The sequence below is a fragment of the Saccharothrix saharensis genome, from assembly GCF_006716745.1.
GTDB lineage: Bacteria > Actinomycetota > Actinomycetes > Mycobacteriales > Pseudonocardiaceae > Actinosynnema > Actinosynnema saharense.
This window is the reverse complement of sequence record NZ_VFPP01000001.1, coordinates 6,799,993-6,823,139: the sequence shown is the minus strand read 5'-3', so window position 1 is coordinate 6,823,139 and position 23,147 is coordinate 6,799,993. Positions and strand designations below refer to the sequence as shown.

Sequence of the window (23,147 nt, the reverse complement as noted above, 5' to 3'; positions counted from 1 at the left end):
GATGGTCCGGTTCGGTTCTTTCAGAACCGCACAGTGGATGCGTAGCGTCTTCATGACAAGTCCTCGGCCTATTAGTACCGGTCAACTCCAGCCGTTACCGACCTTCCATCTCCGGCCTATCAACCCAATAGTCTCTTGGGGGCCTTAACCCACAAAGGGTGGGATACCTCATCTAGGAACAGGCTTCCCGCTTAGATGCTTTCAGCGGTTATCCCTTCCGAACGTAGCCAACCAGCAATGCCCTTGGCAGGACAACTGGCACACCAGAGGTCCGTCCGTCCCGGTCCTCTCGTACTAGGGACAGCCTTCCGCAAGTATCCTACGCGCGCGGCGGATAGGGACCGAACTGTCTCACGACGTTCTAAACCCAGCTCGCGTACCGCTTTAATGGGCGAACAGCCCAACCCTTGGGACCTACTCCAGCCCCAGGATGCGACGAGCCGACATCGAGGTGCCAAACCATGCCGTCGATATGGACTCTTGGGCAAGATCAGCCTGTTATCCCCGGGGTACCTTTTATCCGTTGAGCGACCACGCTTCCACAAGCCATGGCCGGATCACTAGTTCCGACTTTCGTCCCTGCTCGACCCGTCGGTCTCACAGTCAAGCCCCCTTGTGCACTTGCACTCGACACCTGATTGCCAACCAGGCTGAGGGAACCTTTGAGCGCCTCCGTTACCCTTTGGGAGGCAACCGCCCCAGTTAAACTACCCACCAGGCACTGTCCCTGATCCGGATCACGGACCGAGGTTAGACATCCAGTACGACCAGAGTGGTATTTCAACGACGACTCCACCATGACTGGCGTCACAGCTTCACAGTCTCCCACCTATCCTACACAAGCCGAACCGAACACCAATACCAAGCTATAGTAAAGGTCCCGGGGTCTTTCCGTCCTGCCGCGCGTAACGAGCATCTTTACTCGTAATGCAATTTCGCCGGGCCTGTGGTTGAGACAGTCGAGAAGTCGTTACGCCATTCGTGCAGGTCGGAACTTACCCGACAAGGAATTTCGCTACCTTAGGATGGTTATAGTTACCACCGCCGTTTACTGGCGCTTAAGTTCTCAGCTTCGCCCCGAAGAGCTAACCGGTCCCCTTAACGTTCCAGCACCGGGCAGGCGTCAGTCCGTATACATCGTCTTGCGACTTCGCACGGACCTGTGTTTTTAGTAAACAGTCGCTTCTCGCTGGTCTCTGCGGCCGAAAAATCCTAGCCCGCAAGGGGCTTCAAATCCCTCGGCCCCCCTTCTCCCGAAGTTACGGGGGCATTTTGCCGAGTTCCTTAACCACAGTTCGCCCGATCGCCTCGGTATTCTCTACCTGACCACCTGTGTCGGTTTGGGGTACGGGCCGCATGAACACTCACTAGAGGCTTTTCTCGGCAGCATGGGATCACCCTACTTCGCCTCAATCGGCTATGCATCACGTCTCAGCCTATATGCAGCACGGATTTGCCTATGCTACGGCCTACACGCTTACACCAGTACTACCACTCACTGGCGGAGCTACCCTCCTGCGTCACCCCATCGCTTGACTACTACAAGTTCAGGTCCCGCGCTCCACGTCACCACGTTCCCGAAGGAACGAAGCGGGCTTCGGGCGGTTAGTATCACAAGGTTCGCCATGGGCGCGTTCACACGGGTACGGGAATATCAACCCGTTGTCCATCGACTACGCCTGTCGGCCTCGCCTTAGGTCCCGACTTACCCTGGGCGGATTAGCCTGGCCCAGGAACCCTTGGTCATCCGGCGGCAGAGTTTCTCACTCTGCTTTCGCTACTCATGCCTGCATTCTCACTCGTCCAGCCTCCACCACTAGGTTCCCCTGCAGCTTCAGTGGCTGAACGACGCTCCCCTACCCATCCAGAGACAAGCTCTGAATGACACGGCTTCGGCGGTGTGCTTAAGCCCCGCTACATTGTCGGCGCAGGACCACTTGACCAGTGAGCTATTACGCACTCTTTAAAGGGTGGCTGCTTCTAAGCCAACCTCCTGGTTGTCTGGGCGACCCCACATCCTTTCCCACTTAGCACACACTTAGGGGCCTTAGCCGGCGTTCTGGGCTGTTTCCCTCTCGACTACGAAGCTTATCCCCCGCAGTCTCACTGCCGCGCTCTCACGTACCGGCATTCGGAGTTTGGTTGATTTCGGTAAGCTTGTGGGCCCCCTAGACCATCCAGTGCTCTACCTCCGGCACGAAACACACGACGCTGCACCTAAATGCATTTCGGGGAGAACCAGCTATCACGGAGTTTGATTGGCCTTTCACCCCTAACCACAGCTCATCCCCCAGGTTTTCAACCCTGGTGGGTTCGGGCCTCCACGCGGTCTTACCCACGCTTCACCCTGGCCATGGCTAGATCACTCCGCTTCGGGTCTAGACCACGCGACTCTGTCGCCCTATTCGGACTCGCTTTCGCTACGGCTACCCCACACGGGTTAACCTCGCCACGCAGCACTAACTCGCAGGCTCATTCTTCAAAAGGCACGCCGTCACCCCTAAAGGCTCCGACGGATTGTAGGCACACGGTTTCAGGTACTATTTCACTCCCCTCCCGGGGTACTTTTCACCTTTCCCTCACGGTACTAGTCCGCTATCGGTCACCAGGGAGTATTCAGGCTTAGCGGGTGGTCCCGCCAGATTCACAGCAAATTCCACGAGCTCGCTGCTACTTGGGAACATCACTAGGAGATGTCGGGTTTTCACGTACGGGACTTTCACCCTCTACGGCCACGCTTTCCAGACGCGTTCCGCTAACCACGACATTTTATGACTCCTTGCCAGTCCGGCAGAACCGGCCAGTAAGTCCCACGACCCCGTACACGCAACCCCTGCCGGGTATCACACGAATACGGTTTAGCCTCTTCCGCTTTCGCTCGCCACTACTCACGGAATCACGGTTGTTTTCTCTTCCTGCGGGTACTGAGATGTTTCACTTCCCCGCGTTCCCTCCACATACCCTATGTGTTCAGGTATGGGTGACCCCACATGACTGGGGCCGGGTTTCCCCATTCGGAAATTCTTGGATCTCAGCTCGGTTGACAGCTCCCCAAGACTTATCGCAGTCTCCTACGTCCTTCATCGGCTCCTGGTGCCAAGGCATCCACCGTGTGCCCTTAATAACTTGCCACAAAGATGCTCGCATCCACTGTGCAGTTCTCAAAGAACAACCAGACACCACCCCGCTACTGCCAACGCCTACCCAGTCACCTGAGCGGTTCGAAGGCGGAGGTCGCCCTGTCGTTTCTCGCTGAAAGAGACACTCACGTGTTCCCTCAGGACCCAACAGCGTACCGAACAGAAACCCCAAGCCCTCGATGATCCCTTCCACGCTCCCAAGAGAGCAGTACTAACACCATCGACAACAAGCAGTCCTGCATACAGCCAGCATCCACATCATTGAGCGACCATCCGACGATCGTTCGCCGCCGGCATGGCTCTCCACCGACCACCCGAAGATGACCGATGAGGAATGCTCCTTAGAAAGGAGGTGATCCAGCCGCACCTTCCGGTACGGCTACCTTGTTACGACTTCGTCCCAATCGCCAGTCCCACCTTCGACCGCTCCCCCCAGCAAGCTGGTTGGGCCACGGGCTTCGGGTGTTACCGACTTTCGTGACGTGACGGGCGGTGTGTACAAGGCCCGGGAACGTATTCACCGCAGCGTTGCTGATCTGCGATTACTAGCGACTCCGACTTCACGGGGTCGAGTTGCAGACCCCGATCCGAACTGAGACCGGCTTTGTGGGATTCGCTCCACCTCACGGCTTAGCAGCCCTCTGTACCGGCCATTGTAGCATGTGTGAAGCCCTGGACATAAGGGGCATGATGACTTGACGTCATCCCCACCTTCCTCCGAGTTGACCCCGGCAGTCTCCCATGAGTCCCCGCCATTACGCGCTGGCAACATGGAACGAGGGTTGCGCTCGTTGCGGGACTTAACCCAACATCTCACGACACGAGCTGACGACAGCCATGCACCACCTGTACACCAGTCCGAAGAGGCCTACATCTCTGCAGGTTTCCGGTGCATGTCAAGCCCAGGTAAGGTTCTTCGCGTTGCATCGAATTAATCCACATGCTCCGCCGCTTGTGCGGGCCCCCGTCAATTCCTTTGAGTTTTAGCCTTGCGGCCGTACTCCCCAGGCGGGGTGCTTAATGCGTTAGCTGCGGCACGGAGGACGTGGAAGTCCCCCACACCTAGCACCCACCGTTTACGGCGTGGACTACCAGGGTATCTAATCCTGTTCGCTCCCCACGCTTTCGCTCCTCAGCGTCAGTATCGGCCCAGAGACCCGCCTTCGCCACCGGTGTTCCTCCTGATATCTGCGCATTTCACCGCTACACCAGGAATTCCAGTCTCCCCTGCCGAACTCAAGTCTGCCCGTATCGACTGCAGGCTCCACGTTAAGCGTGAAGTTTTCACAGCCGACGCAACAAACCGCCTACGAGCTCTTTACGCCCAATAATTCCGGACAACGCTCGCACCCTACGTATTACCGCGGCTGCTGGCACGTAGTTAGCCGGTGCTTCTTCTGCAGGTACCGTCACTTGCGCTTCGTCCCTGCTGAAAGAGGTTTACAACCCGAAGGCCGTCATCCCTCACGCGGCGTCGCTGCATCAGGCTTTCGCCCATTGTGCAATATTCCCCACTGCTGCCTCCCGTAGGAGTCTGGGCCGTGTCTCAGTCCCAGTGTGGCCGGTCACCCTCTCAGGCCGGCTACCCGTCGTCGCCTTGGTAGGCCATTACCCCACCAACAAGCTGATAGGCCGCGGGTCCATCCTGTACCGCCGGAACTTTCCACCCACCACCATGCGGAGGCAGGTCATATCCGGTATTAGACCTAGTTTCCCAGGCTTATCCCAGAGTACAGGGCAGGTTACCCACGTGTTACTCACCCGTTCGCCGCTCGTGTACCCCGAAGGGCCTTACCGCTCGACTTGCATGTGTTAAGCACGCCGCCAGCGTTCGTCCTGAGCCAGGATCAAACTCTCCAATAAGGAATGAGTTCGATCGCTCCGAACAACACTGACAAGTAATGTCAGTTGTCCAGTAACAATCTCAAAGGAAACCTCTTGACGAGGTTCATAAATTTACTGGCTATTCGGCACGCTGTTGAGTTCTCAAAGAACACGCGCACATCATCACTCACCGCTCGCGCGGCTCGATCCGAGGCTTGTGATTCAGCTAAAGCTTGTGTTGGAAGCTAGACGCCCTGGTCACAACGGCTCAGACGAGCGTGGACTGGGTCTTCCGTTCCGCGGTCACCCACTCTACCACCTGCGTGGGAGCTTGGTTCGTGACCTGCCGCACTCCGTTCCGGTGTTCCCGGCCCGTTCCGCGCTGACATGGAGAAAGTTACACGCACCCGAACCGGAGGTCAAATCGGGGGCGCAGCACCACACCACAGGCTGAAACCGCAGGTCAACAGCCCGTGCCGCAGTCCACCCCACGCTATCCGACCCGGTCCACGCGCAACAGTGTGACTGCGATCACACCAGAACGACGCGAAGGCCGCCGGTCCCACCAGGACCGACGGCCTTCGACGTCACTCTCCGCAGAGCTGTTCGTGCAGGTCAGAGCTGCACCCGAACGCCGGCGGTGTTGCGCTTGCCGCGTCGGACCACCAGCCACGAGCCGTGGAGCAGGTCCTCCTTGGCGGGCACCCACTCCTCGTCGGTGACCTTGGCGTTGTTCACGTACGCGCCGCCCTCCTTCACGGTGCGCCGCGCCGCGCCCTTGCTGTCCGCGAGCCCGGAGCTGACCAGCAGGTCCACGATGGTGGGCCCGTCGGCCAGTCGGACCTCGCCGGTCGGCGCCTCGGCCATCGCCGCCTCCAGCGTCGACAGGTCCAGCTCGCGCAGCTCGCCGCGCCCGAACAGGGCCTGGCTGGCCGCGATCACCTGCCGCGTCTCGTGCTCGCCGTGCACCAGGTCGGTGAACTCCTGGGCCAGCTTCTTCTGCGCGGCCCGCAGGTGCGGCGCCTCGGCGGTCTGCCGCTCCAGCTCGGCGATCTCCTCCCGGGGCAGGAAGGTGAACAGGCGCAGGTAGCGCAGGACGTCGGCGTCGCCGACGTTCACGAAGTACTGGTACCAGGCGTACGGGGAGGTCATCTCCGGGTCGAGCCACACGTTGCCGCCGCCGGTGGACTTGCCGAACTTGCGGCCCTCGGCGTCGGTGACCAGCGGCGCGGTCAGGGCGTGCGCGGTCTTGCCGTCCACCCGGCGGATCAGGTCGACGCCGCCGATGATGTTGCCCCACTGGTCCGAGCCGCCGACCTGGAGCCGGGTGCCGTACTGGCGGTTGAGGTGCAGGTAGTCGTGCGACTGGAGCAGCAGGTAGCTGAACTCGGTGTAGGACATGCCGTCGCCGTCGAGGCGGCGCTTGACCGTCTCGCGGGCGAGCATGACGTTGACCGAGAAGTGCTTGCCCACGTCGCGCAGGAACTCCAGCGCGGTCATCGGACCGGTCCAGTCGAGGTTGTTGACCACGAGCGCGCCGGTGGGGCTGTCGTCGAACTCGACGAACCGCTCGAGCTGGCCGCGGATGCGGCCGACCCACTCGGCGACGGTGTCGAGGGGGTTGAGGGTGCGCTCGGCGGTGTCGCGCGGGTCGCCGATCATGCCGGTGGCGCCGCCCGCCAGGACCAGGGGCCGGTGCCCGGCGCGCTGGAAGCGGCGCAGCATGAGCAGGGGCACCAGGTTGCCGGCGTGCAGGCTGGGCGCGGACGGGTCGAACCCGGCATAGAGGGTGAGCGGGCCCGAGTCGAGGTCCTTGCGCAGTGCGTCGAGGTCGGTGGATTGCGCGATCAGGCCGCGCCAGGTCAGCTCGTCGAGGATGTGCTCGCTCACGGAGGCCATTCTCCTCTACCTGCGCAAAGCAGTTTGAGGCGGTGTCGCTGCCGGGTAGTCGGCGTGAGGGCCCTAGTGAGAGGACCGCAGCGATGACCTACCCGAACCGCGACCGACGTCCCGCTGACCGTCCCACCGAGTTCATGGACCGCGCCGAGCCCGTGTACCGCCAGGAGCCCCTGTACTCGGGGGAGGAAGAGGTCGTCGAGCGGGGTGACGGCCGGGTGCGCGCGGTGCGCGTCGTGTGCGCGGTGATCGACCTGCTGTGCTGGTTGTTCGCGATCGTGCTGGCCATCCACATCTTCCTGGTGATCGGCGGGGCCAACCAGGCGAACGGGTTCGCGCAGTTGATCGACTCGTGGTCGGCGGCGGTGTCGTTGGGCTTGCGGGACCTGTTCACGCCGGCGAACGCCGGGTTGCGGACGTTGTTGAACGACGGTCTGGCCGCGTTGCTGTGGCTGCTGATCGGGGCCGTGCTGACCAGCGTGATCAGCCGGGTGGCGCTGCCCGCGCACGAGCGGCGGGTGTGGTACCGGCGGAGGGTGCGCTAGCCGTCGATCTTCACCCTGCCCACCGCAGTGGCGCTACCGAACGTCACCACCACGTCACTCGGGCGCGCGGAGGTTTGCCCCGGCTGGTCAATTGTCCTCCGCGCGTTCCCCGGCCAAGTTTGCTTGCGTGGCCAGCGACTTGCAGCGGAAGAAGACCTCCATCGTGTTCACCGCCATGGACTCGAACGGTGACGGGTTCCTCGAGCGGGCGGATTTCGAGGCGTTGACGGACCGGTGGGAGCACATCCGGGGCGGCGCGGACCAGGGCAGGCTGCGCGAGATCATGATGAGCTGGTGGGACACGCTGCGGTCGGCGTCCGACCACGACCGCGACGACCGGGTCACGGTCGACGAGGTGCTGTCCGTGGTGAGCGACCTCGGCACCATGCTCGACCTGGTGGTGGCGACGGCCGAGTCGATGTTCGAGGCGGTGGACGAGGACGGTGACGGCCTGGTGTCCGCGCCCGAGTACGGCCGGATGATCCACGCCTGGACGGGGAACGACGCGCCGACCGACGCCGTGTTCGCCCGGCTCGACCTGGACGGCGACGGGTCGATCTCGAAGTCCGAGTTCGTCCGGCACTGGGTGGAGTTCTGGGCGGGCGACGACGCGGACGCGCCCGGCACCCACGTCTTCGGCGAGGTCTAGGCCGGTCGGGAGGCGACGACGCGGGTTCGGCGGGTGCCGCGGCGGTAGGTGCTGACGGCGGGCGAGTCGACCCAGAACCGCCAGGGGACGTCCACCGCCACGGCGACGCCGACCCGCGGGCCGGTGCGGATGTCGGATTCGGCCACCCGCTCGCCCGCGAGCAGCCGCACGGACGCGTCCGGTGCGGTCAGGTCGACGCCGTTGTGGCCGCGGTCCAGGCCGAGGACGCCGGTCAGGCGGGCCGGGCCCTTGGCCAGTTCGGCTGCGTTGCGCGCGGACGGTCGGCGGGCGTGCGCGAGGGCCGACCCGGAGATCACCTCGCCCGCCCTGAGCAGCACCGCGCCGGGCACGCCGTCGGTCAGCGACACCACGTTCGCGCAGAAGTGCATGCCGTAGACGAAGTACACGTAGAGCCGCCCGGCGGGGCCGAACATCACGTCGTTGCGCGGGGTGCGGCCGCGGTAGCAGTGCGACGCCGGGTCGTCGCCGCCCCGGTACGCCTCGACCTCCACGATACGCACGCCGACCGTGCCCTCGTCGGTGGTCGACTCGATGACGCCGCCGAGCAGGAGCCGCGCGGCGTCGACGGGGTCGACCGCGAGCTCCTGCTCGGTGAACTGCCTAGGCGTTGCGGACAACGGACACCTTGTCGCGCAACCTCTTCAACTGCTCGGCGACCCGGTCGGGGGCGGTGCCGCCGTGCGCGTCCCGTGACGCGATGGACCCTTCCACGGTCAACACGCTACGCACCTCGGGCGTCAACGCGGGCGAGATCGTGGCGAACTCCTCATCGGTGAGGTCCTCCAGGCCGACGCCGCGCCCCTCGGCGACGCGGACGCACTCGCCCGCCGCCTCGTGCGCCACCCGGAACGGCACACCCTGCCGCACCAGCCACTCGGCGATGTCGGTGGCCAGGGTGAACCCGGCGGGCGCCGCCGCGGCCATCCGCGCGGTGTCGAACCGCATGGTGGCGATCATCCCGGCCAGCGCGGGCAGCAGCAGGTCGAGCTGCTCGACCGAGTCGAACAGGGGCTCCTTGTCCTCCTGCAGGTCCCGGTTGTAGGCCAGGGGTTGCGCCTTCAACGTGGCCAGCAGGCCGGTCAGATTGCCGATGAGCCGACCGGACTTGCCCCGGGTCAGCTCGGCGACGTCCGGGTTCTTCTTCTGCGGCATGATCGAGCTGCCGGTGGCCCACGCGTCGTCCAGCACGGCGAAGCGGAACTCGGCGGTCGTCCAGATGATCACCTCTTCGGCGATCCGGGACAGGTCCACGCCGATCATGGCCAGCACGAACGCGATCTCGGCGGCGAAGTCGCGCGAGGCGGTGCCGTCGATGGAGTTCTCCACCGGACCGTCGAAGCCCAGCTCCGCGGCCACCGCCGCCGGGTCCAGGCCCAGCGACGAGCCGGCCAGCGCGCCCGAGCCGTACGGCGACAGGGCGGTGCGCTCGTCCCAGTCGCGCAGCCGGTCGACGTCGCGCAGCAGCGCCTGGCCGTGGGCGAGCAGGTGGTGCGCGAGCAGCACGGGCTGGGCGGACTGGAGGTGCGTGCGGCCGGGCATGACGGCGGTGGCGTGCGCGGCCGCCTGGTCGGCGAGCGCGTCCACCACGTCCAGCACGCCCGCGGCGACCCGCCGGGCCGCGTCGCGCAGCCACATCCGGAACAGCGTGGCCACCTGGTCGTTGCGGGACCGGCCGGCGCGCAGCTTGCCGCCCAGTTCGGTCCCGGCGCGCTCGATCAGGCCGCGTTCCAGCGCCGTGTGCACGTCCTCGTCGGCGAGCGTCGGCGTGAACGACCCGGACGCCACGTCGGCTTCCAGGGCGTCCAGCGCGGCCAGCATGCGCTCCAGCTCGTCGGCGGTCAGCAGGTCAGCCCGGTGCAGCACGCGGGCGTGCGCGCGGGAACCCCTGATGTCGTACGGGGCGAGTCGCCAGTCGAAGTGCGTCGACGCGGACAGCCGCGCCATCGCCTCCGCCGGTCCCCCGGCGAACCGGCCACCCCACAATGAACTCACGTGATCGAATCCCTACGTCGCGGCGATCTTGTCCGGCAGGCGCCGCGGTCGTCCCGCGCCCAGGCCGGGGTCGGGCAGCGGCTCCTCGCCGCGGCGGCCGGTGACGACCGCGCGGCCACCGTGCAGCACGAGCCGGACCTCGCCGGAGACGTGCTGCTGGGTGGTGTCGATGAAGCTGTCCAACGCCTGCTTGAGCGGGGAGAACCACAGGCCGTCGTGCACCAGTGCACCCCAGCGCCGCTCGACCCGCCGCTTGAAGCGCAGCAGGTCGGGCTCCAGGGTGACGTCCTCCAGCTGGTGGTGAGCGGTGGTCAACGCGCTCGCGCCCGGCGTGTCGAAGGCCCGGACGCCGGTGAGGCGGCCGACCCCCGACACGCCGGCCCTCCGGTTCAGCTCCCGGACGGCTTGCGGCATGGTCACGGTCTCGCCGTCGATGGCGACCGGCGTGCCCCGGTCGAACGTGAGCACGAGCTCGTCGGGGTCGCCCGGCTCGATCCGGCCCACCGGTGGGTGCCCAGCCGGGTCGTCGGCCGGTGCGACGGCGACGACGGCCAGGCCGGGTGCGAGGGCGGCGACACCGGCTTCGAAGCGGATCCGGTCGGCGCCGGCGCGGTCGTGCGCCACGGTCGTCGCGCCGTGCCGGCGGGCGGCCTCGACCACGTGCTCGGCGACGAGCGGCGCGACCAGCGCGGACGCCGACCTCAGCGCGTTCGCGCGCAGCGCGGGCAGGCAGTAGCGGTCGGTGAGCTCGTCGCGGGCGTCGGCGAGGACGGCCTCGACCGCGCCACCGGCCAGCGCCCGGCGGCGCAGCGCCTCCCAGTCGCCGCCCCGGCCGGGGTCCACCACGACGGCGACGACCTCGGCCCGCCCGGCGAGCCGGCGCAGCGCGTCCGACCCGGCGGAGCAGGCCAGGACGACCCGTTCACTCATGGGGCCCGTCCTGCCGCTGCTGGTCCTCGCCCGCGGCCAGCGCGGTGACCCGGGCGGCCAGGTCCGCGCCGGTCAGGGGGTCCCGCGCCACGGCGAGGATGGTGTCGTCACCGGCGATGGTGCCGACGATGTCGTGCAACGCCGCCCGGTCCAGCGCGCTGGCCAGGAACTGGGCCGCGCCCGGCGGGGTGCGCAGCACGGCCAGGTTGCCGGAGTGGTCCACCGACACCAGCAGCTCGCCGAGCAGCCGGGTCAGGCGGGACGTGCCGCCCTGCACGCCGCGCACCGGGCTGCCGTCCTCGGGGATGACGTAGACGGGCGCGCCGCCGTCGGGTCCGCGCAGCTTGACCGCGCCCAGTTCGTCGAGGTCGCGCGACAGCGTGGCCTGGGTGACCTCGATGCCCTCCACCGCGAGCGTCTTCGCCAGTTCCGACTGGCTGCGGATGGCGCGCTGGGAGATCAGCTCGACGATGCGGGCCTGGCGCGCGGTCCTGGTCATCGCGACTGCTCCAGCAGCCACACGAGCAGCGCTTTCTGGGCGTGCAGCCGGTTCTCGGCCTCGTCCCACACCGCGCTGTCCGGACCGTCGAGCACGTCGTCGGTGATCTCCTGGCCGCGGTGGGCGGGCAGGCAGTGCAGCACGGTCGTCTTCACGCCGGTCGCGGCGACGAGGTCGGCGTTGAGCTGGTAGGGGCGGAACGGGCGCGTCCGGTCGCGGCCGTCGTTCTCCTGGCCCATCGACGTCCACGTGTCGGTGACCAGCACGTCCGCGCCGTCCACCGCCTCGCGCGGGTCCTCGATCACGGTCACCGAGCCGCCGGTGTCCGCGGCGCGCTTGCGGGCGTCCTCCAGCACCCACGGCAGCGGCTGGAACAGGGCGGGCGCCGCGATCCGCACGTGCATGCCCGCGGTGACGCCGCCGAGCAGCATCGAGTGCGACATGTTGTTCGCGCCGTCGCCGAGGTAGGTGACGGTGAGGCCGGCGAGCCCGCCGTGCACGCGCCGGATGGTCTGCAGGTCGGCCAGCACCTGGCACGGGTGGAACTCGTCGGTCAGCGCGTTGATCACCGGGATGCGGGACACCGACGCCATCGCGTCGATGCGCTTCTGCGCGAACGTCCGCCACACCACGGCCTCGACGTACCCGGACAGGATGCGGGAGGTGTCCTCGATGGTCTCCTCGCGGCCGAGCTGCATGGACCGGCCGTCGATGATCACCGGGTTGCCGCCGAGCTGGGCGATGCCGACCTCGAACGACAGCCGGGTGCGGGTGGAGTTCTTCTCGAAGATCACCGCCACGGACTTGGGCCCGGCCAGCGGCTTGGCCGTCATGCGGTCGGCCTTGTAGTCGTCGGCGAGGTCGAGGACCGCGGCCTGCTCGTCGGGGGTCAGGTCGTCGTCACGCAGGAAGTGGCGCACCATCACGGCTCCTGGCCTGGGGTCGGGAGGAACGACGGCAGGTCGGCCACCAGCCGGTGGGCGTCCGCTTCGTCGAGCACCAGCGGCGGCGCCAGGCGGATGACGTCGGGCTGGATGGGGTTGATCAGATAACCGGCCTGCTGCGCGGCCGCCGCGGCCTTCGCCGAGACCGCCTCGCGCAGCGTGATGCCGAGCAGCAGGCCGGCTCCCCGCACACCGGAGATGAGCGGGTGGTCCAGCGCCTCGACGCCGGCCGCGATCTCCTTGCCGACCGCGGCGGTGTGCTCCAGCAGGCCGTCGGCGGCGATCGTGTCCAGCACCGCCAGGGCGGCGGCGCAGCACACCGGGTTGCCGCCGAACGTGGTGCCGTGCTGGCCGGGCTCGAACAGGTCCTTGGCCGGGCCGACCGCGATGCACGCGCCCAGCGGCAGCCCGCCGCCGAGGCCCTTGGCCAGCGTGATCACGTCGGGCACGACGCCGACCTGCTGGAACGCGAACCAGGTGCCCAGTCGGCCGATACCGGTCTGCACCTCGTCCAGGACGAGCAGCGCGCCGTGCTCGGCGGTGATCCGGCGGGCCGCCTGGAGGTAGCCCTCGGGCGGCACGACCACGCCGTTCTCGCCCTGGATCGGCTCCACCACGAACGCGGCGGTCTCGTCGTCGATCGCGGCTTCCAACGCGGCCACGTCACCGAACGGGACGTGCACGACGCCGGGCACCAGCGGCTCGAACGGCGCGCGCTTGCCGGGCTGGCCGGTCAGCGCCAGCGCACCCATGGTGCGGCCGTGGAAGCCGCCGTCGGTGGCCACGACCTTGGTGCGGCCGGTGCGACGGCTCAGCTTGAACGCGGCCTCGTTGGCCTCCGCGCCGGAGTTGCAGAACAGCACCCGGCCGTCGCCGTCCACACCGGACAGGTCGAGCAGCCGCTCGGCCAGCTCCAGCGCGGGCTCGTTGATGTAGAGGTTGGAGGTGTGGCCGATCCGGCCGATCTGGTCGGTCACCGCGGCCACGATCGCCGGGTGGGCGTGGCCGAGCGCGTTGACCGCGATGCCGGTCAGCAGGTCCAGGTACCGGTTGCCGTCGGCGTCCCAGACGTGCGCGCCCTCGCCCCGGACCAGGGCCAGGCCGGGCGTGCCGTAGTTGTTCATCATCGCGGCCTGCCACCGCTGCTGGTGCTCGCTCATGCCTCGTCCCCGTCCCCGTCCTCGTCCCCCAGCACCATCGTTCCGACGCCCTCGGAGGTGAAGACCTCCAGCAGCACCGAGTGCGCCAGCCTGCCGTCGATCACGTGCGCCTCGGGGACGCCGCCGCGCACCGCGCGCAGGCAGGCCTCCATCTTCGGCACCATGCCGCTGTCCAGGCCCGGCAGCATCTCCTCCAGTCGCGCGGCGCGCACCCGGTGCAGCAGCGAGCTCCGGTCCGGCCAGTCCGCGTACAGGCCCTCGACGTCGGTGAGCACCACCAGCTTCTCGGCCTTCAGCGCCACGGCCACCGCGCCCGCCGCCGTGTCGGCGTTCACGTTGTGCACCACGCCGTCGGCGTCCGGCGCGACCGTGGACACGACCGGGATGCGGCCCGCGCGCACGATGTCCAGCACGGCGTCCGGGTTGACGTCGACGATGTCGCCGACCAGGCCGATGTCGACCGGTTCACCGTCCACCACGGCCGGTCGGCGCGCGGCGGTGAGCAGGTGGGCGTCCTCGCCGGACAGCCCGACCGCGAGCGGGCCGTGCGAGTTGATCAGGCCGACCAGCTCGCGCTGCACCTGGCCCACCAGCACCATGCGGACCACGTCCATGGCCTCCGGCGTGGTCACGCGCAGGCCGCCGCGGAACTCGGACTCGATGCCGAGCCGCTTGAGCATCGCGGCGATCTGCGGCCCGCCGCCGTGCACCACGACCGGGTGCAGGCCCGCGAGCTTGAGGAACACCATGTCCTGCGCGAACGCGCGCTTCAGCTCGCCGTCCACCATGGCGTTGCCGCCGTACTTGACGACCACGATCGCGCCGCGGAAGCGCTGCAGCCAGGGCAGCGCCTCGATCAGGATCCCGGCCTTGGCCTGCGGCGTGATCACGAGCTGTACGCGCTGTTCTCTTCGACGTACGCGTGCGACAGGTCCGTGGTGAGCACGGTGGCCGTGCCGTCGCCCAGGTTCAGGTCGACCACGATCTCGACGTCGCGGCCGGACAGGTCGGCCTCGCTGCGGTCGGCGGCCTTGTGGCCGTCGGCGAACAGCGTCACGCCGTTGATCGCGATGCCGAGCCTGTGCTGGTCCACGGTGGCCTGGGAGCGGCCGACGGCCATGGCGATCCGGCCCCAGTTCGGGTCGGAGCCGAACAGGGCGGTCTTGACCAGGTTGTCCTCGGCGACGGTCTTGGCGACCACGACGGCCTCGGCTTCGCTGAGCGCGCCGTTGACCGTGATCGAGACTTCCTTTGTCACGCCTTCCGCGTCCCCTTGGAGCTGCTTGACCAGGTCGTGCGCCACGGCGGTGAGCACGTCGGCGAACTGCTCGGCGCTCGGCTCGACGCCGGAGGCGCCGGAGGCGAGGACCAGCACCGTGTCGTTGGTGGACGTGCCGCCGTCCACGTCGAGCCGGTCGTAGGTCTTGGCGGTGACCGCGCGCAGCGCCGCGTCCAGGGCGTCGCCGTCGATCACCGCGTCGGTGGTGATGACGCTGAGCATCGTGGCCATGTTCGGCGAGAGCATGCCCGCGCCCTTGACGAACCCGCCCACCGACCAGCCGTCCGGGTGGTCCTGCCAGCTCTGCTTGGGGTGGGTGTCGGTGGTCATCACGGCGGTGGCGGCGTCGAGGTCCGCCCGGTCGCCCGCGGCGAGCTCCTGGGCCGCCTTCTCCACGCCCGCCTTCACGTTGTCCATCGGCAGGCGCTCGCCGATCAGGCCGGTGGAGCACACCGCGACCTCGATCGCGCCGACGCCGAGCACCTCGGCGACCTTCTCGGCGGTGGCGTGGGTGTCCTGGAAGCCCTCGGGGCCGGTGCACGCGTTCGCGCCGCCGGAGTTGAGCACGACGGCGTGCAGCTTGCGCTCCTCGAGCACCTGCCGGGACCACAGCACGGGCGCGGCCTTCACCTGGTTGGTGGTGAAGACGCCCGCGGCGGCCTGGCCCGGTCCTGCGTTGACGACCAGCGCGAGGTCCAGCGCGCCGGACTCCTTGATGCCGGCGGCGACACCGGCGGCCTTGAAGCCCTTGGGCCCGGTCACGCCCTTGTTGCGGTTCACGGTGCGACTCCCACGGTGGACAGGCCGGTGGTCTCCGGCAGGCCGAGTGCCAGGTTCATGCACTGCACCGCGGCGCCCGCGGTGCCCTTCGCCAGGTTGTCGATCGCGGCGACCACGACCAGCCGGTTCGCGTCGCGGTCGACGGCCACCTGGAGCTGGACGGCGTTCGAGCCGAGCACCGCGCCCGTGGTCGGCCAGTGGCCTTCCGGCAGCAGGTGCACGAACGGCTCGTCGGCGTAGGCCTTCTCGTAGGCCGCGCGGACGTCCGCGTCGCGGTCGCGCAGCGTCGCCGAGCAGGTGGCCAGGATGCCGCGCGGCAGCGGGGCCAGCACCGGGGTGAACGACACCGAGACCCGTTCGCCGGCGACCTTGGCCAGGTTCTGCGCGATCTCCGGGGTGTGCCGGTGCGTGCCGCCGACGCCGTAGGCGCTCAGCGACCCCATCACCTCGGAGCCGAGGAGGTTGGGCTTGAGCGCCTTGCCCGCGCCGGACGTGCCCGACACCGCGACCACCGCCACGTCCGGCTCGACCAGCCCCATCGCGGGGGCCAGGGCCAGCGAGGACACGGTCGGGTAGCAGCCCGGCACGGCGACGCGGCGGGTGCCGCGCAGCTCGTCGCGCTGACCGGGCAGCTCGGGCAGGCCGTAAGGCCAGCTGCCCGCGTGCGTGCCGCCGTACCAGCGGTCCCAGGCGGCGGGGTCGGTGAGCCGGTGGTCGGCGCCGCAGTCGATGACGAGCGTGTCGTCACCCAGCCGGGCGGCGATCTCGGCGGACCGGCCGTGCGGGAGGGCGAGGAAGACGACGTCGTGGCCCTTGAGGGTGTCGGCGGTCGTCTCCTCCAGCACCCGGTCGGCCAGCGGCAGCAGGTGCGGCTGGTGGGCGAGCAGGGTCGAGCCCGCGTTGCCGCCGGCGGTGAGCGCGCCGATTTCCACGTCGGGGTGACCGAGCAGGAGGCGCAGCACCTCTCCCCCGGCGTAGCCGCTGGCTCCGGCGACCGCGATCCGTACCGTCATGCGGATAAGTATGCACGCTGATGCAAAGTCACTCAAATCCGTTCGGGTGTTCCGCGAAATCGGCGGCGCGGTTCCCGGTGTCGTGCTTTCCTGTAGGGGAACTGGGGGGTTCATCGTGATGCACGCTTCGCAGGACCACGCTCGGGGGCACGTCCCGCACGGCCGGCCACGTCGTCCGCACGAGGACGGCCCGGACCTGTCGACCGCGCCGCCGTGGGTCAAGGCGCTCGTCTGGGTCGGGGTGCTCACCGCGCTGCTGGGGCTGACCGTCATCGGCCTGGCCGTGGTGTGCGACTCCGCCCCGGCGCCCGACCTCGCCGCGGCGAGCGTCGACGGGTTCCCGGGCCGCGACCCGTTCCCGGGAGCGCCGATCCCGGCCCGGGACGGGCTCGACGGCGCCACCGGCGGTCGGGCCGCGCAGCCGGGCGACACGGGCTTCGGCATCGGGCTGCTCTTCGCGGGCTTCACGCTCGCGGCGGCCGCGGCGTTCGCGCACACGCGGCGCGAACGTCACCAGGTCACCGGCAGCGCCGCGAGGCCGTAGACGATCTGCTGCGCCCGGAACGCCGGCTCCCCGTCCACGGCGCGCAGGCCGGGGAACCGGCGGGCCAGGGCGGGGAACGCGATCCGCAGCTCCATCCTGGCCAGCGGCGCGCCCAGGCAGTGGTGCACGCCGTGGCCGAACGCGACGTGGCTGCCCGCGTCCCGGGTGATGTCCAGCCGGTCCGGGTCCGGCACGAGCGCCGGGTCGCGGTTCGCGGCGGCCAGCGCGCAGACGACGACCTCGCCGGGCCCGACCGCGTGGCCGCCCAGTTCCACGTCCGCGGTCGTGACCCGCGGCACGCCGGTGTGCACGACGGTCAGCCACCGCAGCAGCTCCTCCACCGCGGCGTCGGCGCGGTCGGGCTCGTCGCGCAGCAGCCGCAGCTGGTCCGGGTGGCGCAGCAGCGCGTACGCGCCCAGGCCCAGCATGTTGGCCGTGGTCTCGTGACCGGCGAGGAGCAGCAGGTCCGCCATGCCGACCAGCTCGCCGTCCGTGAGGCCGGCGGACTCGTCGCGCACGAGCACGCCCAGCAGGTCGTCGCCGGGTTCGACCCGGGCCCGCGCGACGAGCCCGGTCAGGTAGGCCCGGGACTCGAGCTGCAGGGCCAGGCGCTCGTCGGGCGACAGCGACGCGTCGAAGTACCTCGCGTACCGCTCCTGGAAGGCGTCGCGGTCGGCGTAGGGGACGCCGAGCAGCTCGCAGATCACCAGCGCCGGGATCGGCAGCGCGAAGTCGCGGACCAGGTCGGCGGGCGGGCCCTGGCGCTCGATCGCGTCCAGGTGGTCGTCCACGATGTCGCGCACGCGCGGTTCGAGCAGCCGCATCCGGCGCCCGGTGAACTCCCGCGCCACCAGCCGGCGCAGGCGGGTGTGCTCGGGCGGGTCGTAGGCCAGCATGTTGCCCGGCCGGGCGGCGGCCAGCTCCTCGTCGGTCAGCGCGGGCGCGCCCGGCACCAGGTGGCGGGCGGACTGGGCGAACCGCCGGGCGTCGCCGTAGACCCGCCGGACGTCCTCGATCCGGGTGACCAGCCAGACCGGGATGCCCATCAGCGGCGAGTCGACCCGGGTGACGCCGTCGCGGTCGCGGACCGCCGAGAGCTCGGCGTCGGGGTCGAAGCCGACCCGGCGCATGTAGAGGGGTGTCGCGGCCATGCCACCTCCCACCGTCGGGGGTCCTGCGAAAAAACGTAGCCACGCGGCGGAGTGGTGCGGCAGCCTTCGCACGAGTGAGTCGTCGACTACCGAACGTGACTACGAGGGAGTGCGTCGATGCGCCTGCGGGCCGTGATCTTCGACTGGCGGGGGACGCTGGTGCTCACGCCGACGTTCCGGGGCTGGGTGGCGGAGGCGTTGCGCCGGATCGGGCGTGACACCGGCCAGGCCGCGGAGGTGGTCGCGGCGCTGGACGTGGACCGGCTGGACGCGCCGGGCGTGGACGCGGACGCCGCGCTGCACCGGGAGACGTACCACGGGGCGTTCCGGGACGCCGGGTTCGACGCCGAGCTGGCCGACTCGCTGTACGCGGTCGAGTCGGACCCGACGTTCACCCCCTTCGCGGTGGACGCCGGGCCGACGGTGCGGGAGCTGCACGCGGCCGGCGTGCGGATCGGGGTGCTCAGCGACATCCACTTCGACATCCGGCCCGCGTTCGGCGACCTGCCCGTGGACTCGTTCGTGCTGTCGTTCGAGCACGGCGTGGTCAAGCCCGACCCGGCGATCTTCCGCATCGCGCTGGACGGGCTCGGCGTCGCGCCCGGCGACGCGCTGATGGTCGGCGACCGGTCGACGCACGACGGCGCGGGCGTCGAGGCCGGCCTGCCGACGCTGCTCCTCCCGCCGCTGCGGGACGTGGACGACGCCCGCCTGCACCTGGTGACGAACCTGGTCGGCTGATCAGGGCTTGAAGCGCTCCAGCGCGCGGATCTTGTTGGTGGCGTCCAGCGCGGCCACCTTGTACGCCTCGGACAGCGTCGGGTAGTTGAAGACGGTGTCCACCAGGTAGTCCACCGTGCCGCCGCACGCCATGACCGCCTGGCCGATGTGGACGAGGTCGGTCGCGCCGGTGCCGAACAGGTGCACGCCCAGCAGCTTGCGGTCCACGGTGGACACCAGCAGCTTGAGCATGCCGTAGGCGTCGCCGACGATCGAGCCGCGCGCCAGCTCCCGGTACCGCGCCAGGCCGACCTCGTACGGCACCGCGGACGACGTCAGCTCGGCCTCCGTCGCGCCGCAGTAGGAGATCTCCGGGATGGTGTAGATCCCGATCGGCTGCAGCGCCGACAGCTCGCGCGCCCGCTCGCCGAACGCGTGGTAGGCGGCGAGCCGGCCCTGGTCCATCGACGTGGCGGCCAGCGCCGGGAACCCGATCACGTCGCCGACCGCGTAGATGTGCGGCACGGGCGTGCGGTAGTGCTCGTCCACGGTGAGCCGACCGCGGTGGTCGGCCGCCAGGCCCGCCTTGTCCAGGTCCAGCGCCTCGGTGTTGCCCTGCCGGCCGGCCGAGTACATCACCGCGGCGGCCGGGATGCGCTTGCCGCTGGCCAGCGTGGTGACCGTGCCGGTCTCGGACACGTCGACGTTGACGACCTTCTCGCCGAACCGGAACGTCACGGCGAGGTCGCGCAGGTGGAACTTCAGCGACTCCACGATCTCGGGGTCGCAGAAGTCGAGCATCCGCTCGCGCTGCTCGACCACCGTCACCCGGCTGCCCAGCGCGGCGAACATCGACGCGTACTCGATGCCGATCACGCCCGCGCCCACCACGACCAGGGACGACGGGATCTCCTCCAGGGCCAGCACCTCGTCGGAGTCCAGCACCCGCACCTCGTCGAAGTCCACCTGGTCCGGTCGGGCGGGACGGGTGCCGGTGGCGATCACGACGTGCTCGGCGGTGACCGAGTGGTGCTCGCCGCGGTGCGCGCCGTCCACCGCGATGGTGTGCGGGTCGAGGAACCGGGCGGTGCCGGTGAGCAGGTCCACCTGGTTGCGGTGCAGCTGGGCGCGCACGACCTGGACCTCGCGGCCGATCACGTGCTGCGTGCGGGCGAGAAGGTCGGAGATGGTGATGTCGTTCTTGACCCGGTAGCTCGCGCCGTACAGGTCGCGCTGGCTCATCCCGGTCAGGTACAGCACCGCCTCGCGCAGCGTCTTCGACGGGATGGTGCCGGTGTTCACGCACACGCCGCCCACCATGTCGGCGCGGTCCACGATCGCGACCCGCTTGCCGAGCTTGGCGCCCGCGATGGCGGCCTTCTGCCCGCCGGGGCCCGACCCGATCACGACCAAGTCGTAGTCGTACTCGCTCATGCCCCGAAGCGTCGCACACCCCGCCCCTCTACGGTGGCCGCGTGGACGGACTCGTGCCGGCGATCCGGCGGGCGTTGGCCGAGGTGGCCGATCCGGCGAAGGCGCCGGCGATGCGGCGGTACATGAAGTCCGCCATGCCGTTCCTCGGCGTGCCCAAGCCGGTGCGCGCGCGGGCGTTGCGCCGGGTGTTCGCGGACCACCCGTTCGAGTCACGGGACGCGTGGGTCGCGGCGGTGCTGGAGGTGTGGCGCGGCGCGGAGTTCCGGGAGGAGCGGTACGCGGCGCTGGACCTGGCCGGCCGCCACCCGCGGTGGCGGGGCGTGGACCTGCTGCCGGTGTACGACGAGCTGGTGGTGACCGGCGCGTGGTGGGACTTCGTGGACGAGGTCGCGTCCCGGCTCGTCGGGCCGCTGCTGCGGGCGTTCCCCGAGGAGGTCGCGCCGGTGATGCGCGCGTGGGCCCGTGACGACGACCGGTGGCGTCGGCGCGTGTCGGTGATCTGCCAGTTGGGGTCGAAGGCGGCGACCGACCTCGACCTGCTCACCCACGCCGTCGAGGCCAACGCCGAGGACCCGGACTTCTTCCTGCGCAAGGGCATCGGCTGGGCGTTGCGGCAGCACTCGCGGGTGGACCCGGCGTGGGTCAGGGCGTTCGTCGGGTCCCACCCGGAGCTGTCGCCGCTGTCGCAGCGCGAGGCGCTCAAGCACCTGTGACGGGGTTCTCCGACTCGCGCCGGGTCAGCACCAGCGGCTCGTCGTCGGTGATGGCGATGGTGTGCTCGGAGTGGGCCGTGCGGGAGCCGTCGGCCGACCTGATGGTCCAGCCGTCGTCGTCGTAGACGATCCGGTCGGTCGTGCGGGTGAACCAGGGTTCGAGCGCGAGGGTCAGCCCGGGGCGCAGCGTCAAGCCGCGGCCCGCCTTGCCCTTGTTGGCCACGTGCAGGTCCTCGTGCATGGTGCGGCCGATGCCGTGGCCGCCGAACTCGGTGTTGACCGGGTAGCCGTGGTCGCGCGCCACCGCCCCGATGGCGGCCGAGATGTCGCCGAGCCGGTTGCCCGGGCGCGCCACCGCGATCGCCGCCTCCAGCGCCTCCTCGGTGGCACGGATGATCCGCAGGTCCTCCTCGTCGGGGGTGCCGACGACGATCGTGCGGGCCGAGTCGGCCACCCAGCCGTCGATGCCGACCGCGAGGTCCGCGCTGAGCACGTCGCCGTCGCGCAGCGCGTAGTCGTGCGGCAGGCCGTGCAGCACGGCGTCATTGACCGACAGGCAGATGACGTTGCGGAACGGGCCGCGCCCGAACGACGGCGCGTAGTCCCAGTAGCACGACTCCGCGCCGCGCCGCGCGATCATGCCGCGCACGTGGTGCTCCAGGTCCAGCAGGTTGACGCCCACCTCGGCGAGCCGGCCGACCTCGGACAGCGCCTCGGCGACGAAGCGCCCGGCCACGTGCATGCGGTCGACCTCGGCGGGCGTCTTCAGCTCGATCACGTGCAACCTCGCGTCACCAGGGGGCAGTATTGTTATACCGCCACCGTAGCAGGTGTCGGTATTTGAATACCAACCCGGTCCTCGGGCCCTATCCTGGGGGCATGGTCCGCCAACCGCTCACCCCGGAGCAGGTCGAAGCCGGCCGGCGCCTCGGCGCCCTGCTGCGCCGCGCGCGAGCCGGACGGGACCTGGCGGACGTCGCGCACGCGGCCGGCATCTCGCCGGAGACCCTGCGCAAGATCGAGACCGGACGACTGCCGTCGCCCGGGTTCGGCACCGTCGTCCGCCTCGGCGACGCGCTCGACGTGCCGGTCGGGGACCTGGCGGCCACCTGGCGCGGCGACGGCGACGTGCCGCTGGAGGCCGCGTCCTGAGTCAGGCGCGGGCCGCGCGGCCCGAGTAGGTCAGCGGGAACACCAGGTCCGTGCACGCGCTCGGCACGTCGTGCGCGATCTGCACGACCATCTCCACCTCGACCGCCCCCGACGGGGGGATCGTCACCGGCTCCGCCATCGGCACCACGGTCAGCACACCGCGCGGGCAGCCCGGCACCTGGTTCTGCGCCGCGTCCAACGGCTGGCCCGGCTCGGCTTCCAGCGTCAGCACCACGATCTCCACGCTGTTCGGGTTCGACAGCCGCACCACGCGGGCGCCCTCGCTGCCCGGCGTCAGCTCCACCGCGCCACCGCTCACGTCGGTGATCTCGAACGACTGGAGCTCGGTCACCTCACCGCCGCTCACCGAGTACGCCATCGCGGGCAGTTCCGGCTCCGGCCAGGTCAGGTGCATGGCAGCCACCACGGCGGCACCCACGCCGAGGATGGTCATGGCGACGGCGACTTCCATCCGCGGGCCCAAGCTGCGCATGAGGCAACCTCACTCGATTGCTGCTCCAGGCGGTGGGTTCGCCGCTAGCTCCCCGTCGGACCGGCGACCAGACTCGCCCGGCGGTTCATCGCTTCGCCCCTCGGCCCAGCGGGCCGCGAAGCCAATCTTGGAGAACGTTCAACCTGTGCGCAAGGACCTGGCCGACCCGGAAAGAAAGGTCTTTGTACCCCTTGACACGTTCCGCGACACCGCGTGAACTGCGCGTTCCCACTACCTCCACCACCGGGCGATTCACCCGTGCGGTGTA

20 protein-coding genes and 2 rRNA genes are annotated in these 23,147 nt (G+C 69.2%); 6 read left to right on the top strand and 16 right to left on the bottom strand.

The genetic code is table 11. The features are described 5' to 3' along the window. Positions 1–51 precede the first annotated feature (51 nt). From FHX81_RS31175 to tyrS, 3 genes are all read right to left on the bottom strand, one after another. Positions 52–3,132 (bottom strand): 23S ribosomal RNA (locus FHX81_RS31175). A gap of 353 nt (positions 3,133–3,485) precedes the next feature. Beyond that, positions 3,486–5,003, bottom strand: a 16S ribosomal RNA gene (locus tag FHX81_RS31170). Together the 16S and 23S rRNA genes form the textbook arrangement of a ribosomal RNA operon. Before the next feature lie 576 nt (positions 5,004–5,579). After that, positions 5,580–6,854: a tyrosine--tRNA ligase gene (gene tyrS / locus FHX81_RS31165; RefSeq protein ID WP_141981939.1), complete on the bottom strand. Its 1,275-nt coding sequence runs from the start codon at positions 6,852–6,854 to the stop codon at positions 5,580–5,582. Positions 6,855–6,946: 92 nt separating this feature from the next. Between tyrS and FHX81_RS31160 the strand changes: the two genes are divergently transcribed. Beyond that, on the top strand, positions 6,947–7,405 hold the full coding sequence (locus FHX81_RS31160) for a hypothetical protein (protein WP_246108053.1): 459 nt from the start codon (positions 6,947–6,949) through the stop codon (positions 7,403–7,405). Positions 7,406–7,532: 127 nt separating this feature from the next. Beyond that, positions 7,533–8,054, top strand: a complete 522-nt coding sequence (locus tag FHX81_RS31155) for an EF-hand domain-containing protein (protein WP_141981937.1) — start codon at positions 7,533–7,535, stop codon at positions 8,052–8,054. On the opposite strand, the gene FHX81_RS31150 is transcribed toward FHX81_RS31155, so the two are convergent. Genes FHX81_RS31150 through argC form a run of 9 tightly spaced genes read right to left on the bottom strand, consistent with a single transcriptional unit; the run spans position 8,051 to position 16,672 of the window. Further along, positions 8,051–8,692: a DNA-3-methyladenine glycosylase gene (locus tag FHX81_RS31150; RefSeq protein WP_141981936.1), complete on the bottom strand. Its 642-nt coding sequence runs from the start codon at positions 8,690–8,692 to the stop codon at positions 8,051–8,053. The two genes, FHX81_RS31155 and FHX81_RS31150, sit on opposite strands and share 4 nt — an antisense overlap. Continuing rightward, positions 8,676–10,067 (bottom strand): argininosuccinate lyase, encoded by a 1,392-nt coding sequence (gene argH / locus FHX81_RS31145; RefSeq protein ID WP_141981934.1) that lies wholly within the window; start codon positions 10,065–10,067, stop codon positions 8,676–8,678. Before argH ends, FHX81_RS31150 begins: the two co-directional genes overlap by 17 nt. Positions 10,068–10,079: 12 nt before the next feature. Further along, positions 10,080–10,997 carry an argininosuccinate synthase domain-containing protein gene (locus FHX81_RS31140; protein WP_141981932.1) on the bottom strand — a complete coding sequence of 306 codons (918 nt, stop codon included), beginning with the start codon at positions 10,995–10,997 and terminating at the stop codon, positions 10,080–10,082. Then, positions 10,990–11,496 (bottom strand): arginine repressor, encoded by a 507-nt coding sequence (locus tag FHX81_RS31135; RefSeq protein ID WP_211363604.1) that lies wholly within the window; start codon positions 11,494–11,496, stop codon positions 10,990–10,992. Before FHX81_RS31135 ends, FHX81_RS31140 begins: the two co-directional genes overlap by 8 nt. Continuing rightward, a complete protein-coding gene (argF, locus tag FHX81_RS31130) occupies positions 11,493–12,419 on the bottom strand; it encodes an ornithine carbamoyltransferase (protein WP_141981928.1) in 927 nt (308 codons plus the stop codon). The genes FHX81_RS31135 and argF overlap by 4 nt, the downstream gene beginning before the upstream one ends. Beyond that, complete coding sequence (locus FHX81_RS31125) at positions 12,419–13,600, bottom strand: acetylornithine transaminase (protein WP_141981926.1); 1,182 nt, start codon at positions 13,598–13,600, stop codon at positions 12,419–12,421. The genes argF and FHX81_RS31125 overlap by 1 nt, the downstream gene beginning before the upstream one ends. Then, complete coding sequence (gene argB, locus FHX81_RS31120; RefSeq protein WP_141981924.1) at positions 13,597–14,490, bottom strand: acetylglutamate kinase; 894 nt, start codon at positions 14,488–14,490, stop codon at positions 13,597–13,599. Before argB ends, FHX81_RS31125 begins: the two co-directional genes overlap by 4 nt. Then, on the bottom strand, positions 14,487–15,659 hold the full coding sequence (gene argJ / locus FHX81_RS31115; protein WP_141981922.1) for a bifunctional glutamate N-acetyltransferase/amino-acid acetyltransferase ArgJ: 1,173 nt from the start codon (positions 15,657–15,659) through the stop codon (positions 14,487–14,489). The genes argB and argJ overlap by 4 nt, the downstream gene beginning before the upstream one ends. Next, positions 15,656–16,672 (bottom strand): N-acetyl-gamma-glutamyl-phosphate reductase, encoded by a 1,017-nt coding sequence (argC, locus tag FHX81_RS31110; RefSeq protein WP_141981920.1) that lies wholly within the window; start codon positions 16,670–16,672, stop codon positions 15,656–15,658. The genes argJ and argC overlap by 4 nt, the downstream gene beginning before the upstream one ends. A 118-nt stretch (positions 16,673–16,790) precedes the next feature. On the opposite strand from argC, the gene FHX81_RS31105 reads away from it, so the two are divergent. Then, positions 16,791–17,216: a hypothetical protein gene (locus tag FHX81_RS31105; protein ID WP_141981918.1), complete on the top strand. Its 426-nt coding sequence runs from the start codon at positions 16,791–16,793 to the stop codon at positions 17,214–17,216. Here the strand turns inward: FHX81_RS31105 and FHX81_RS31100 are convergent. Continuing rightward, positions 17,183–18,367 carry a cytochrome P450 gene (locus FHX81_RS31100; RefSeq protein ID WP_211363603.1) on the bottom strand — a complete coding sequence of 395 codons (1,185 nt, stop codon included), beginning with the start codon at positions 18,365–18,367 and terminating at the stop codon, positions 17,183–17,185. The genes FHX81_RS31105 and FHX81_RS31100 overlap by 34 nt on opposite strands. A gap of 117 nt (positions 18,368–18,484) precedes the next feature. On the opposite strand from FHX81_RS31100, the gene FHX81_RS31095 reads away from it, so the two are divergent. Next, complete coding sequence (locus FHX81_RS31095) at positions 18,485–19,108, top strand: HAD family hydrolase (RefSeq protein WP_141981916.1); 624 nt, start codon at positions 18,485–18,487, stop codon at positions 19,106–19,108. Here the strand turns inward: FHX81_RS31095 and sthA are convergent, their stop codons facing one another. Beyond that, the gene (gene sthA, locus FHX81_RS31090) at positions 19,109–20,521 is read right to left on the bottom strand and encodes a Si-specific NAD(P)(+) transhydrogenase (protein WP_141981914.1); all 1,413 of its coding nucleotides are present in this window, start codon (positions 20,519–20,521) and stop codon (positions 19,109–19,111) included. It abuts the gene before it with no gap. A gap of 41 nt (positions 20,522–20,562) precedes the next feature. Here sthA and FHX81_RS31085 point away from each other — a divergent pair, with 41 nt between their 5' ends. Then, positions 20,563–21,234, top strand: coding sequence for a DNA alkylation repair protein (locus FHX81_RS31085; protein WP_141981912.1), 672 nt, complete (start codon positions 20,563–20,565; stop codon positions 21,232–21,234). Here the strand turns inward: FHX81_RS31085 and map are convergent. Further along, entirely contained in the window at positions 21,221–22,012 is a 792-nt protein-coding gene (gene map / locus FHX81_RS31080; RefSeq protein WP_141981910.1) for a type I methionyl aminopeptidase, read from the bottom strand. The two genes, FHX81_RS31085 and map, sit on opposite strands and share 14 nt — an antisense overlap. Positions 22,013–22,113: 101 nt before the next feature. Here map and FHX81_RS31075 point away from each other — a divergent pair, with 101 nt between their 5' ends. Beyond that, the gene (locus tag FHX81_RS31075) at positions 22,114–22,386 is read left to right on the top strand and encodes a helix-turn-helix transcriptional regulator (RefSeq protein ID WP_141981908.1); all 273 of its coding nucleotides are present in this window, start codon (positions 22,114–22,116) and stop codon (positions 22,384–22,386) included. Position 22,387: 1 nt separating this feature from the next. On the opposite strand, the gene FHX81_RS31070 is transcribed toward FHX81_RS31075, so the two are convergent. Next, a complete protein-coding gene (locus FHX81_RS31070) occupies positions 22,388–22,879 on the bottom strand; it encodes a hypothetical protein (protein ID WP_141981906.1) in 492 nt (163 codons plus the stop codon). Positions 22,880–23,147 lie beyond the last annotated feature (268 nt).

What these genes read in the sequence shown, in the direction of transcription:
- FHX81_RS31160 (WP_246108053.1), top strand. Translation starts at nt 6,947, where the DNA reads ATGACCTACCCGAACCGCGACCGACGTCCCGCTGACCGTCCCACCGAG.
- FHX81_RS31140 (WP_141981932.1), bottom strand. Translation starts at nt 10,997, where the DNA reads ATGAGTGAACGGGTCGTCCTGGCCTGCTCCGCCGGGTCGGACGCGCTG.
- FHX81_RS31135 (WP_211363604.1), bottom strand. Translation starts at nt 11,496, where the DNA reads ATGACCAGGACCGCGCGCCAGGCCCGCATCGTCGAGCTGATCTCCCAG.
- argF (WP_141981928.1), bottom strand. Translation starts at nt 12,419, where the DNA reads ATGGTGCGCCACTTCCTGCGTGACGACGACCTGACCCCCGACGAGCAG.
- FHX81_RS31125 (WP_141981926.1), bottom strand. Translation starts at nt 13,600, where the DNA reads ATGAGCGAGCACCAGCAGCGGTGGCAGGCCGCGATGATGAACAACTAC.
- argC (WP_141981920.1), bottom strand. Translation starts at nt 16,672, where the DNA reads ATGACGGTACGGATCGCGGTCGCCGGAGCCAGCGGCTACGCCGGGGGA.
- FHX81_RS31105 (WP_141981918.1), top strand. Translation starts at nt 16,791, where the DNA reads ATGCACGCTTCGCAGGACCACGCTCGGGGGCACGTCCCGCACGGCCGG.
- FHX81_RS31100 (WP_211363603.1), bottom strand. Translation starts at nt 18,367, where the DNA reads ATGGCCGCGACACCCCTCTACATGCGCCGGGTCGGCTTCGACCCCGAC.
- FHX81_RS31095 (WP_141981916.1), top strand. Translation starts at nt 18,485, where the DNA reads ATGCGCCTGCGGGCCGTGATCTTCGACTGGCGGGGGACGCTGGTGCTC.
- sthA (WP_141981914.1), bottom strand. Translation starts at nt 20,521, where the DNA reads ATGAGCGAGTACGACTACGACTTGGTCGTGATCGGGTCGGGCCCCGGC.
- FHX81_RS31075 (WP_141981908.1), top strand. Translation starts at nt 22,114, where the DNA reads ATGGTCCGCCAACCGCTCACCCCGGAGCAGGTCGAAGCCGGCCGGCGC.
- FHX81_RS31070 (WP_141981906.1), bottom strand. Translation starts at nt 22,879, where the DNA reads ATGCGCAGCTTGGGCCCGCGGATGGAAGTCGCCGTCGCCATGACCATC.